The sequence below is a fragment of the Achromobacter kerstersii genome (assembly GCF_902859595.1).
GTDB lineage: Bacteria > Pseudomonadota > Gammaproteobacteria > Burkholderiales > Burkholderiaceae_B > Achromobacter > Achromobacter kerstersii.
On record NZ_CADIJQ010000007.1, the window covers coordinates 325,463 to 338,144 of the forward strand.

Here is a 12,682-nt window from a genome sequence, read left to right on the forward strand (position 1 = left end):
AGGGGTCCTTTTTGATAGGCGCGAGCCCGAGCCCGAGCCCGAGTCCGAGCCCGAGCCAGAGCCAGGCTTAGAGCCCCAGCACCGACTGCATGTCGTACAGGCCGTTGTGCTTGTCTTCCAGGAAGCGCGTGGCGCGCAGCGCGCCTTCGGCGTAGGTCGCGCGGCTGCCCGAGCGGTGCGTGATTTCGATGCGTTCGCCGATGCCGCAGAACGACACCGTGTGATCGCCCACGATATCGCCGCCGCGCAGCACCGAGAAGCCGATGGTGCCGGGCTTGCGCACGCCGGTGTCGCCGTGGCGGCTCCAGGTGGCGACATCAGGCAGCGCCACATCCCAGGCCGACGCAATGGTTTCGCCCATCTTCAAGGCCGTGCCAGAGGGCGCATCAACCTTGTTGCGGTGGTGCGCTTCGAACACTTCGACGTCGTAGCCGGAATTCAGGATACGGGCGGCCATGTCCAGCAACTTCAGCGTGGCGTTCACGCCCACGCTCATGTTGGGCGCGAACACGATGGCGATCTTTTGCGCGGCGACTTCAATCGCGGCGCGGCCGTTGTCGTCGAACCCAGTCGTGCCGATGACGGCGCGCGTGCCGTGCTTGACGCAAGCTTGCAGGTGTTCCAGCGTGCCTTCGGGGCGCGTGAAGTCGATCAGGCAATCAGCGTTGGCCAGGGCGTCGAGATCATCGGTGATGAGGACGCCCGTCTGTTTGCCCAACGGTGCGCCGGCATCCTGGCCCAGGGCGGTTGAACCCTTGCGGTCCAGCGCAACCGTCAGTTGCAGGTCGGTGGACTTGAGGATGGCGTCGATCAGCATTTGGCCCATACGGCCGCTGGCGCCGGCAATTGCAATACGCATGAAAAAAATCCTTGGGGTTACCGGAGCGGCTCGGGCGCGTTGCCGGGCTGGCCGGGGTACTGGTTCAGCGGGCTGACGGGGGCGGCGGAGTCACGCTTTTGCAGCGCTTCGTCTTCCTTGATCCGCTCCATGTCCCGGTCCAGGCGCGTGTCGGCCTTTTCGTCCGCCGTGCTGCTGGGCGTATTCAGTTGATACGGCTGCAGGTCGGGTTGCTTGTCGCCTTCCCAGCGGGTCAGGCGGTCGTTCTCGAACCAGACGGTGAACTTGCGTTCACGGGCTTCGCCGTAGCCGGGCTTGTAGTAGTAGGGGTAGTCCCAGCGGTTGGCGTGCAGGACGCTGGTCAGCGTGGGGCTGCCCAACGCGAAGCGCACTTGCTCGCGCGTCATGCCCGGCTGCAACAGGGAGACTTGCTCCTGGGTGATCCAGTTGCCCTGCTGGACACCGGCTTTGTAGGGGAAGCCCCACTTGTCCCCCGAGCAACCGGCAAGAGCGACGGCCAGGGCGGCAACGGCCAATCCGGTCTTCAGTGAGCGGGAGGGAATTCGTGCAATCATGGACACTACGCGCCCCTATTATTTGGAAGCAGACAAAACCGTTATCATAAAGGTTTCATAAGGATAGTTCCGCGGGGCGGCATGAATTCAGGTGAGCCGGCTCGCGGCGCACCCCAATCCTTGCCCATGCCAACGCGGACGGAGAGCGATTACACCATGAGCGACCAAAGCGAACTGAAGAACATGGGTTTGAAGGCGACGTTTCCGCGCCTGAAAATTCTTGATATTTTCCGCAAATCCGACCAGCGGCACCTTAGCGCCGAAGACGTTTACCGCGCCCTGATTGGCGAAAACGTCGAAATTGGCCTGGCAACGGTCTATCGCGTGCTGACGCAGTTCGAACAAGCCGGCATTCTTGCCCGCAGCCAGTTCGACAGCGGCAAGGCCGTGTTCGAGCTCAATGACGGCGATCACCACGATCACCTGATTTGTACGAATTGCGGCACGGTGGTCGAGTTCTCAGACCCGGACATCGAAAAGCGCCAGCAGAAGATTGCCAAAGACAACGGCTTTGCGCTGGAAAGCCATGCCATGGTGCTTTACGGCATCTGCGGCAGCTGCATGAAAGGCCGCTAATCCGCTAGCGTCCGCCCCACGGTCCGTGGCCGCGCTCACTGCGGGCCAGTGAGATCAAAAGCCCCTCATATTAGTAGGGGCTTTTTTTATGGGCGCCATCTATAAAAAAGCCCCCGGGCCTGAGCGCGGGGGCGGTCTGTTTTTCTAGCCGGTGACGCACCGAAGGCGTCATTCACCCGCGGGGTGGCGGAATCCTTCAAGCATCTCGCGCGCGTGTTCTCGCGTGGTGGCGGTGAGCTTGATGCCACCCAGCATCCGGGCGATCTCTTCGACGCGGTCGGCTGCGTCCAGCTCTTCGATGCTGGAGCGCGTGGTGCCGCGTGATTCGGTCTTGCTGACCAGGAACTGGTTGTTGGCGCAGGCGGCCACTTGCGGCAAGTGCGTGACGCACAGCACCTGATGGCGTTCGCCGAGTTCGCGCAAGAGTTTGCCAACCGCTTCGGCTACCGCGCCGCCAACACCGCTATCGACTTCGTCGAAGATCAGCGTGGGCACGCGAGCCGCGCGGCTGGCGATGACGGACAGCGCCAGCGAAATACGCGATAGTTCGCCGCCCGAGGCCACCTTGGCCAGGGGGCGGGGCGTGGTGCCAGCATGGCCGGCCACCAGGAATTCCACTTGTTCATTGCCATGCGCGGACGGCGCGGAAGCGGCCAGCGTGGGCTCAAACTTGCCGCCTTGCATGGCCAGCGTCTGCATGGCCAGCGTGACTTGTTTGCCGAGGTCTTTTGCGACCTTGCGGCGGGCCGTGGTGAGTTTCGCCGCGGCCGTGTCGTACTGGGCCTGCGCCGTGACGGCTTGGGCGCGCAGCGCGTCGATGTCGCCTGCGGCCTGCAACGCGGCCAGTTCGGCGTGCAGCGCATCGCGCAACTCGCACAAGCCATTGGGTTCGGTGCGGAATTTGCGGGCGGTTTCGAACACCAGGCCTAGCCGCGCTTCCACGTCGGCCAGCCGCTTCGGGTCGAGATCGACGCGGCTGACGTAATTGTTCAGGTCAGACACGGCTTCGCTGATGGCGATGCGAGCCGATTCCAGTTCGTCATACACGCCTTGCAGGCCGGGGTCGTGCCGAAGCAACTGCTGGATGCGGGAGTTGGCGGAGGTCACGCGGTGATGCGCGGAGTCGCCTTCGCCGTCCAGTGCTTCAAGAATTTGCGAGGCGCCGTCCAGCAGCGATTGCGAATGCGACAGCCGCGTGTGCTCGGATTGCAGCGATTCCCATTCGTCCGGGCCTAATGCCAATTGGTCCAGCTCGTCGACCTGCCATTGCAGGCGGTCGCGTTCGGTGGCCAGGCTGGCCGCATCTTTTTCGGCCGCTTCCAATTGCCGCGCCAGCGCGCGCCACTGCTTCCATGCCTGGCCGACGGCTTGGCGCAGATCGCCATGGCCGCCGTGGGCGTCGAGCAAGTCGCGTTGGGCATCAGGGCGCATCAGGCTTTGATGGGCGTGCTGGCCGTGGATATCGACCAGGCTATCGCCCAGTTCGCGCAGTTGTGCGACGGTGGCCGGCGTGCCATTGATGTAGGCGCGGCTGCGGCCTTGCGCATCGATTACGCGGCGCAGCGACAGTTCGTCGTCCGCATCAATCTCGCGTTCGGCCAGCCAGGCGTGCAGGGATTTGGGCGTGTCGAAGACGGCGGTGATGTCGGCGCGCGCAGCACCTTCGCGCAGCATGCTGGCGTCGCCGCGTTCGCCCAGCGTCAGTGCCAGCGCGTCCACGAGGATGGATTTGCCCGCGCCGGTTTCACCAGAAAAGACGGTAAAGCCGGGGCCAAAATGGATTTCCGTTTGTTCGACGATGACGAAGTCGCGGATATGCAGGGTGCGCAGCATGTCGGGGCGCTTACTACTCTACGTTGTCGGTGGCCTGGGGCATCAGGTTCCAGTGCAGCTTGCGGCGCAGGGTGGAAAAGAAGCTGTAGCCTTCAGGGTGCACGAAGCGGATGGTGTACGGCGCGCGCTGCACGACGATGCGGTCGCCGGGTTGTAGGTCGGACCAGGTTTGCATGTCGAAATGCACACTGGCGCCAACTTCCACGCGGCCCATTGCCGTCAGTGTCATGTTCAGCACGCCCGTGTCAGGTATCACGATAGGGCGGTTTGACAGCGTTTGCGGGGCCACGGGCACCAGCACCATGGCGTTCATGCCGGGATGCAGGATGGGGCCGTTGGCAGACAGCGCATACGCGGTTGAGCCGGTGGGCGTGGCGATGATCAGGCCGTCGGCGCGCTGCGTGTACATGAAGGCGCCGTCCAGCTCGACGCGCACTTCGATCATGCCGCCGCGGCCGGCGCGGTTCAGCACGACGTCGTTCAGCGCCGACGCGGAATACATTTTTTGATCGCCGCGCCACACGCTGCCTTCCAGCAGCATGCGTTCTTCGATCTGGAAGCTGCCTTCCAGTACACGCGCCAGCGCGCCGTGCGCGTCTTGCAGCGGAATGTCGGTGATGAAGCCCAATCGGCCGTGGTTGATGCCGACCAGCGGCACGCCATAGGGGGCCAGATGCCGGCCCGCGCCCAGCACGGTGCCATCGCCGCCCATCACGACGGCCAGCGAGGCATTCTGGCCAATCTCTTCGAGGGTAGCGACGGGGTATTCGGTCAGGCCGGTGTTGCGCGCGGTGTCCGCATCGATAAGCACGTGCCTGCCCGCTTGCGTCAGCGCGTGCGCAAGTGCTCTCAGCGGTGTGTCCAGGCCGGTGTCCTGGTATCTGCCGATCAGGGCGACGGTAGGAAAGTGCATGGCTGCGTGCGTATCAAAAAGGCGGAATCCGAAAGCCAAAACGTGCCCCGAATGGGCGGTTTAGCCGATTATATGGGGCCGCATATCTGCTTGCGGGACAAAAATCGCCTTAATTGGAAAAGATTCCCTAAAATACCTGCTATGGATGACCGCGCACGCGCACTACTGAAAGCGTTGATAGAACGCTACATCGCCGATGGGCAGCCCGTCGGCTCGCGGACGCTATCGAAAGTCTTCGATTTGTCCCCAGCCACCATCCGCAATGTCATGGCGGATCTTGAAGAGCTGGGGCTGATCCACAGTCCGCACACCTCCGCCGGCCGGGTTCCCACGCCGCGGGGCTATCGCATGTTCGTCGATTCCCTGCTTGCGGTGCAGTCCTATCAGCTGCAACCCCACAACATGGGCGAAATGCTGTCGGCCGCCGAACCCACGCGCGCCGTCAACGCGGCCGCCGCCTTGCTGTCGAACCTGACGCAATTCGCAGGCGTGGTGCTGACGCCCAAGCGCGCTCAGGTGTTCCGCCAGATTGAATTCATCCGCCTGTCCGACAAGCGGGTGCTGCTGATCATCGTCACGCCCGATGGCGACGTCCAGAACCGCATCCTCTTTGTGCAGCGCGATTACGTCGAAGCTGAATTGCTGGAAGCCGGCAATTTCTTCAACATGCATTTCGCCGGCAAGTCCTTCAATGCGGTGCGGCAAACGCTGTCGACCGAGCTCGCCCAACTGCGCGAAGACATCTCACGCCTGATGCAGGCGGCGGTGGAAGCCAGCGCGGAAGCGGCGGAAGATGGCGACGCCATGATCATTTCCGGCGAACGCAAGCTGCTTGACGTGACGGACATCGCGTCCGACATGGACCGCCTGCGCAAAATGTTTTCGCTGTTCGAAAAGAAGACCGACCTGCTGCAACTGCTGGACGTGTCCAGCCGCGCGCAGGGCGTGCAGATCTACATCGGCGGCGACTCGCAACTGGTGCCGATGGAAGAAGTGTCGGTCATCACCGCGCCTTACGGCGTGGACGGCAAGGTGGTGGGCACGCTGGGCGTGATCGGCCCCACCCGCATGGCTTACGAGCGCGTCATTCCCATCGTGGACATCACGGCGCGCTTGTTGTCCAACGCCCTCAGCCACAACCAGTAGTTCCATTCAAAGCTACATCCTCCTTGCGGAGGAAGGGGAGTTTTTGTGTTTCTTCGCCTGTTCAAGTATCTATGGCCTGAACGCTATCTGCCGGAAACCGAGCAGGACGACCCCTTCAACGAAGATCCGCCGCCGCGTGGCCTGGACAAGATCGGCGTGCTGCTGGTGAACCTGGGCACGCCGGACACCCCCAGCAAGAAGGACATCAAGAAGTACCTGGGCGAATTCCTGTCCGACCCGCGCGTCATCGAAATTCCCCGTTATTTGTGGAAACCCATCCTGCACGGTCTGGTGCTGACGCTGCGCCCGAAGAAGCTCGCGCCGCGCTACGCCGGCGTGTGGCTCAAAGAGGGTTCGCCGCTGATGGTCTACAGCCAGCGCCAGGCGGAAGGCGTGCGCGCGGCCTTGCAACAGTCTGGCATTAATGCCGTCGTGGAATTGGGGATGCGCTATGGCAATCCGTCGATTCCCGATGCGATGACACGATTGCGCGCCGCTGGCTGCGAACGCATCCTGACCGTGCCGCTGTATCCGCAATACGCCGCGAGCACCACGGCCACCGTCGTGGATGCGGTCACCCGCCATGCGGGGCGGCTGCGCGATCAGCCAGAACTGCGCTTCACCAAGCGTTTCCATGAAGACCCGGCCTGGCTGGACCCATTGGCGGCCAGCATCGAGTCCTTTTGGCGCGAACGTGGCAAACCGCAGAAGTTGGTAATGAGCTTTCACGGCCTGCCGCGCTATTCGATCGAATTGGGCGACCCGTATTACCGCGATTGCATGGAGTCGGCGCGGTTGTTGTCGCAACGCCTGTCGCTGCCGCGTGAGCAGATCGAAGTCACGTTCCAAAGCCGCTTCGGCACTGCGCGCTGGCTGGAGCCGTACACCGAACCTACGCTTAAGGCGCTGGCTGCCTCGGGCATTACCGAGGTGGATGTGGTGTGCCCGGGATTTGTGGCAGACTGTCTGGAAACGCTGGAAGAGATCAGCCTTGAATGCCGCGACGCCTTTATCGAGGCGGGCGGCAAGCAGTTCCGCTATATCCCGGCGCTGAACGACGATCCCGACTGGATCGCCGGCTTGGCCAGGTTGGTGGAACGGAACTTGCAGGGGTGGCCTCTGACTGCCCAGCCCATCACGGACTTGAAGGAGAAGGCGCATGCACCATGATCCCAAGAGCGACAAGGTTGTAAAAAAGGGGACGGTTTCCACCCCGGTAGATGAGGATCAGGTCGAGCACGATCTGGATGAAGCGCTGGCCGAGACCTTTCCTGCCAGCGATCCCATCGCGATCCGGTCAGAACCCGACGAAGACGATGCGCGCGTGGACCGTGCTCTGAAAGAGAGCTTCCCGGCCAGCGACCCCGTCGCGCCCGCCACGCCCCACAAGAAGTAAACGCCTCCGGCCACGCCGCCGCCCGGGCGGATGCCGTCAGGGAATATTTCGCTTTCCCGGGCTTGAAATAGGGGTATTGGCCCCCATTCATGTCTGCGAAAGCCATTCTTTTTGGAGGATTCCCCATGACGGCACCCCACGAGCCTGTAGATCAGACGCCCGAAGCCGGCCAGAACGCCGGCGCGGCCCCCGCCGCCCAGGACGCCGCACAGGCCGAGCTGAACGAGTTGCGCGCCCAACTGGACGCCGCCCAGGCTACCGTCAATGAGCAGCACGACCAGCTTCTGCGTGTGCACGCCGAAGCTGAGAACGTGCGCCGCCGCGCCCAGGAAGAAGTGTCCAAGGCGCGCAAGTTCGGCATCGAGTCGTTCGCCGAAAGCCTGGTTCCGGTCAAGGACAGCCTGGAGGCCGCACTGGCCCAGCCTGACCAGACCGTTGCGACGCTGCGCGAAGGCGTCGAAGTGACCTTGAAGCAGCTGAGCGCCGCCTTTGAGCGCAATCTGCTGAAAGACATCGCCCCGGCGCAAGGTGACAAGTTCGACCCGCACCTGCATCAAGCGATTTCGTCCATTCCCCACGAGCAGCCCGCCAATACCGTGGTGCAGCTGCTGCAAAAAGGCTACGTCATCGCTGACCGGACGCTGCGTCCGGCGCTGGTGGTGGTGTCTGCCGGTCAGGGCTGAACCGCCTCGCGCGCACCATGACCGATCCCCGTTTCGATCCGGCTCAGGTTTTCCAGGTGTTCGGCATGCGTCATGTTGACACCGCGGGATTCGATGCCGCCGTGGTCCAGGCGCCGGGATCGGACTTGCGTTGCGTGTTTTTGTGGGGGCAGGATTGCTATAACTGCAATCTTTTCAAGCAGGCGGCGCTGCTGCATCAAGCCACCTTGCTTGAGCTGGGCCTGACGTGGTTCGAGGCCGATGTCTATGCCGACGAGCCCCTGGGCCGCCGCTTTTCCCTGCATGGTGTCCCCACTTTTGTGCTGTACCGGGCCGGCAAACGGCTCGGTCGTATCACCGGTTGGCCCGGATTGCCCCAGTTCACGGCGGCAATTCATCGGTTGCAAGACCCGAATGCGGAAAATTCCAGCAAGGCGTCTTGAAAAACCCTGCGAGTAGCCCCAGTTATGTGGGGACAAGAAGTTTCTCTCTATTTTCATAGATTCAATTCAAGGTAACCCACCATGAGCAAGATTATTGGCATTGACCTGGGCACGACCAACAGCTGCGTAGCTGTCATGGACGGCGGGCAGGTCAAAATCATTGAAAACGCGGAAGGCGCTCGTACCACCCCCTCGATCGTTGCCTACATGGACGACGGCGAGACCCTGGTTGGCGCACCCGCCAAGCGCCAGGCTGTGACCAACCCGCGCAACACCCTGTACGCGGTGAAGCGCCTGATCGGCCGCAAGTTCGAAGAAAAAGCGGTGCAAAAGGACATCAACCTGATGCCCTACACCATCGCTCGCGCCGACAACGGCGATGCCTGGGTGGAAGTGCGCGGCAAGAAGATGGCGCCTCCCCAAGTGTCGGCCGACGTGCTGCGCAAGATGAAGAAGACCGCCGAGGACTACCTGGGCGAAGAAGTGACCGAGGCCGTCATCACGGTGCCCGCTTACTTCAACGACAGCCAGCGCCAGGCCACCAAAGACGCCGGCCGCATCGCCGGTCTGGAAGTCAAGCGCATCATCAACGAACCCACCGCAGCCGCGCTGGCGTTCGGCCTGGACAAGACCGAAAAGGGCGACCGCAAGATCGCCGTCTATGACTTGGGTGGCGGCACGTTCGACGTGTCCATCATCGAAATCGCTGACGTTGACGGTGAAAAGCAGTTCGAAGTGCTGTCGACCAACGGCGACACCTTCCTGGGCGGCGAAGACTTCGACCAACGCATCATTGACTACATCATTGCCGAGTTCAAGAAGGAACAAGGCGTTGATCTGTCGAAAGACGTGCTGGCGCTGCAACGCCTGAAGGAAGCGGCTGAAAAGGCGAAGATCGAACTCTCGTCGGCTCAGCAGACCGAAATCAACCTGCCGTACATCACGGCGGATGCCTCGGGTCCGAAGCACTTGAACCTGAAGATCACGCGCGCCAAGCTGGAAGCGCTGGTTGAAGAACTGATCGAACGCACGATCGAACCCTGCCGCGTCGCCATCAAGGACGCTGGCGTGAAGGTTTCCGACATCGACGACGTGATCCTGGTCGGCGGCATGACCCGCATGCCCAAGGTTCAGGAAAAGGTGAAGGAATTCTTCGGCCAAGATCCGCGCAAGGACGTGAACCCGGATGAAGCCGTTGCCGCTGGCGCCGCCATTCAAGGTTCCGTGCTGTCGGGCGACCGCAAGGACGTGCTGCTGCTGGACGTGACGCCTCTGTCGCTGGGTATCGAAACCCTGGGCGGCGTGATGACGAAGATGATCCAGAAGAACACGACGATCCCGACCCGGTTCTCGCAGACCTTCTCGACCGCTGACGACAATCAGCCGGCCGTGACGATCAAGGTGTTCCAAGGCGAGCGCGAAATAGCCGCGGGCAACAAGGCCCTGGGCGAGTTCAACCTTGAAGGGATTCCGCCGTCGCCGCGCGGCATGCCGCAGATCGAAGTCACGTTCGACATCGACGCTAACGGCATCCTGCACGTGTCCGCCAAAGACAAGGGCACCGGCAAGGAAAACAAGATCACCATCAAGGCCAACTCGGGTCTGTCGGAAGACGAGATCCAGCGCATGGTCAAGGATGCCGAGGCCAACGCCGAGGAAGATCACCGTGTTGCCGAGCTGGCTCAGTCGCGCAACCAGGCCGACGCGCTGGTGCACGCCACCCGCAAGTCGTTGACCGAGTACGGCGACAAGCTCGAAGCTTCCGAAAAGGAAAGCATCGAAGCCGCCATCAAGGACCTGGAAGACACGCTGAAGGAAGGCGACAAGGCCGCGATCGACGCCAAGGTGGAAACCTTGTCGACCGCATCGCAGAAGCTGGGCGAAAAGATGTACGCCGACATGCAGGCTCAACAAGCCGCCGGCCAGCAACAAGCGGCCGATAACGCGAAGCCGGTAGACGACAACGTCGTCGACGCCGACTTCAAGGAAGTCAAGCGCGACCAATAATGGCCGGGCGCTGACCAGCCTCTGCCGCCCGGTAGCCGGAGAAATCCGCCTACCGGGCGTACTCATTCTGTAGCACTGAAAAGATGGCTCGTTTTTGAGCCCACGGATCATGGCAAAACGCGACTATTACGAAGTCTTGGGCGTAGCAAAAAACGCCGCGGACGACGAACTCAAGAAGGCCTATCGAAAGCTGGCCATGAAGTACCACCCGGATCGCAATCCGGACAGCAAAGAAGCCGAAGAGAAGTTCAAGGAAGCCAAGGAAGCCTACGAGGTCCTGGGTGATGAACAGAAGCGCGCCGCGTATGACCGCTATGGCCATGCGGGCGTCGACCCCAACTCCGCCGGCATGGGCGGGGCGGGAATGGGCGGCGGTTTTGCCGACGCCTTTGGCGACATTTTCGGCGAGATCTTTGGCGGTGGCGGCGGCGGTGGCCGTCGCGGCGGCGGCCCGCAGGTGTACCGCGGCGCCGACCTGAAGTACGCGCTGGAAATCACCTTGGAACAGGCCGCGGCCGGTTTCGATACCGAAATCCGCGTCCCCAGCTGGGAAAACTGCGATACCTGCCACGGCTCTGGCGCCAAGGCTGGCACGTCGCCCAAGACCTGCCGCACCTGCGGTGGCTCGGGCGCCGTGCGGATGCAGCAAGGCTTCTTCAGCGTGCAGCAAACCTGCCCGACCTGCCACGGCAATGGCAAGGAAATCACCGACCCGTGCCCGTCTTGCGACGGCGTGGGCCGTATCCGCCGCAACAAGACCCTGCAGGTCAAGATTCCGGCCGGTATCGATGACGGCATGCGCATCCGCTCCAGCGGCAATGGCGAGCCGGGCATCAACGGCGGCCCCCCGGGCGACTTGTATGTGGAAATCCACATCAAGCAGCACAAGATCTTCCAGCGCGATGGCGACGATCTGCACTGCGAGCTGACCATCCCGTTCACCACGGCGGCATTGGGTGGCGAGCTTCAGGTGCCCACGCTGGGCGGCAAGGCCGAGATCTCGATTCCCGAAGGCACCCAGTCGGGCAAGACTTTCCGGCTGCGCGGCAAGGGTATTCGCGGCGTGCGCGGCAGCTATCCGGGCGACCTGTATTGCCACGTCGTCGTGGAAACGCCCGTGCGCTTGAGCGAAGACCAGAAGAGCATCCTGCGCCAGTTCGAGGCCTCGCTGAACGACGGTGGCGATCGCCACTCGCCGCAAAGCAAGTCCTGGACGGACCGAGTGAAGGAATTCTTCAGCTGAAAGGGCTGAAGGGCCTGTGGAAAAGCCGCGACGAGATCGCGGCTTTTTCTTTTGGGGATTCGTTGGGCTTTCATTGGGCGCTTTGCCCATCTTACGTAATAAAAAGGCCGCAGCTTTACGCCGCGGCCTTGGTACTGCTACTGCTTCGTACTGCTAGTGCTACGTACTGCTAGTGCTTCGTACTGCTACTACTTCGTACTGCTAGTGCTACGTACTGCTAGTGCTACGTACTGCTAGTGCTACGTACCGCTACTACTTCGTACCGCTACTACTTCGTACTGCTGCTACTTCGTACCGCTACTACTTCGTACTGCTAGTGCTTCGTACTGCTACTACCTCGTACTGCTACTACCTCGTACTGCTACTACTAGGTACTGCTACTGCGGTTGCCGCTGTACCGGAAGAAACCGGCCTCAAGCCATGATGCCGCCTGAGGCCGGCCGGGCTACAGCAAGCAGCTCACCGGGTGATCGGCGGGTATTCGAGTTCGCCGAACGTGTATTGGCCGCTGGCCTTGGCTTGAGCCAGTTCCTGCTGGACTTCGGCGCGGGTCTTCACGCTGGCCGGAGCCGCAACGACGGGCGGGTATTGCAGTTCACCGAACGTGTATTCGCCGCTGATCTTGGCTTGTTGCAGCTGCGCTTGCACGTCTTGCGAGGTCAGGCTGGCCGCTTGGGGTTGGGCGGGCGGATAGTCCAGTTCGCCGAAGGTATATTGACCGCTGGCCTTGGCTTGCTGCAATTCGGTCGCGACTTGTGCGCTTGTCTTGGCTTGTTCAACGCCGGCGGCTTGGGCGCCAACGCCAACCAGGGCTAGGGACAGAAGCAGGGTGGTGGTTAGGGTTTTCATGGTGAGACCTCCAATTCGTTTTTAGTGGGGACCGAATCCGGCGGCCCTCCGTCGTGGTTCGTTGTTTGTTCCCGATGACTGAATTGTGCGCGTCATCCCACCTGGGATAAACCCGTATTCCTTGAAAACATCTTTCCAAATAACCGAGTAATAAGTTATTTGTGAAAAAAATTCCCCACCTATGGCATGGTTATGCGGATT

Annotated in this window: 13 protein-coding genes; 8 read left to right on the forward strand and 5 right to left on the reverse strand. The window is 61.9% G+C overall.

Translation table 11 applies throughout. The annotated features are described in order from the left end of the window. Positions 1-67: 67 nt before the first annotated feature. Positions 68-859 carry a 4-hydroxy-tetrahydrodipicolinate reductase gene (gene dapB / locus HV765_RS21165; protein ID WP_054424443.1) on the reverse strand — a complete coding sequence of 264 codons (792 nt, stop codon included), beginning with the start codon at positions 857-859 and terminating at the stop codon, positions 68-70. Between the two features lie 17 nt (positions 860-876). Further along, complete coding sequence (locus HV765_RS21170) at positions 877-1,413, reverse strand: outer membrane protein assembly factor BamE (protein WP_054424441.1); 537 nt, start codon at positions 1,411-1,413, stop codon at positions 877-879. 156 nt (positions 1,414-1,569) lie between these two features. On the opposite strand from HV765_RS21170, the gene fur reads away from it, so the two are divergent. Next, positions 1,570-1,989, forward strand: a complete 420-nt coding sequence (fur, locus tag HV765_RS21175) for a ferric iron uptake transcriptional regulator (RefSeq protein WP_054424439.1) — start codon at positions 1,570-1,572, stop codon at positions 1,987-1,989. Between the two features lie 168 nt (positions 1,990-2,157). Here fur and recN read toward each other — a convergent pair whose 3' ends face one another. Both recN and HV765_RS21185 read right to left on the reverse strand, forming a co-directional pair. Continuing rightward, entirely contained in the window at positions 2,158-3,822 is a 1,665-nt protein-coding gene (gene recN / locus HV765_RS21180) for a DNA repair protein RecN (RefSeq protein WP_054424437.1), read from the reverse strand. A gap of 13 nt (positions 3,823-3,835) precedes the next feature. Further along, positions 3,836-4,735, reverse strand: coding sequence for an NAD kinase (locus tag HV765_RS21185; protein WP_054424436.1), 900 nt, complete (start codon positions 4,733-4,735; stop codon positions 3,836-3,838). Positions 4,736-4,876: 141 nt separating this feature from the next. On the opposite strand from HV765_RS21185, the gene hrcA reads away from it, so the two are divergent. From hrcA to dnaJ, 7 genes are all read left to right on the forward strand, one after another. Then, complete coding sequence (gene hrcA, locus HV765_RS21190) at positions 4,877-5,881, forward strand: heat-inducible transcriptional repressor HrcA (RefSeq protein WP_006223542.1); 1,005 nt, start codon at positions 4,877-4,879, stop codon at positions 5,879-5,881. A 45-nt stretch (positions 5,882-5,926) separates the two neighbouring features. After that, positions 5,927-7,051 carry a ferrochelatase gene (hemH, locus tag HV765_RS21195; RefSeq protein ID WP_175170850.1) on the forward strand — a complete coding sequence of 375 codons (1,125 nt, stop codon included), beginning with the start codon at positions 5,927-5,929 and terminating at the stop codon, positions 7,049-7,051. Next, the gene (locus tag HV765_RS21200; protein WP_054424433.1) at positions 7,041-7,277 is read left to right on the forward strand and encodes a hypothetical protein; all 237 of its coding nucleotides are present in this window, start codon (positions 7,041-7,043) and stop codon (positions 7,275-7,277) included. The genes hemH and HV765_RS21200 overlap by 11 nt, the downstream gene beginning before the upstream one ends. Before the next feature lie 125 nt (positions 7,278-7,402). Then, positions 7,403-7,960 carry a nucleotide exchange factor GrpE gene (gene grpE / locus HV765_RS21205; RefSeq protein ID WP_054424431.1) on the forward strand — a complete coding sequence of 186 codons (558 nt, stop codon included), beginning with the start codon at positions 7,403-7,405 and terminating at the stop codon, positions 7,958-7,960. Positions 7,961-7,977: 17 nt separating this feature from the next. Further along, positions 7,978-8,382: a thioredoxin family protein gene (locus HV765_RS21210; protein WP_054424428.1), complete on the forward strand. Its 405-nt coding sequence runs from the start codon at positions 7,978-7,980 to the stop codon at positions 8,380-8,382. Positions 8,383-8,463: 81 nt separating this feature from the next. After that, complete coding sequence (gene dnaK, locus HV765_RS21215; RefSeq protein WP_054424426.1) at positions 8,464-10,389, forward strand: molecular chaperone DnaK; 1,926 nt, start codon at positions 8,464-8,466, stop codon at positions 10,387-10,389. A gap of 109 nt (positions 10,390-10,498) precedes the next feature. Next, entirely contained in the window at positions 10,499-11,632 is a 1,134-nt protein-coding gene (dnaJ, locus tag HV765_RS21220) for a molecular chaperone DnaJ (protein ID WP_054424424.1), read from the forward strand. 459 nt (positions 11,633-12,091) lie between these two features. On the opposite strand, the gene HV765_RS21225 is transcribed toward dnaJ, so the two are convergent. Next, a complete protein-coding gene (locus tag HV765_RS21225) occupies positions 12,092-12,481 on the reverse strand; it encodes a DUF4148 domain-containing protein (RefSeq protein WP_054424421.1) in 390 nt (129 codons plus the stop codon). Positions 12,482-12,682 lie beyond the last annotated feature (201 nt).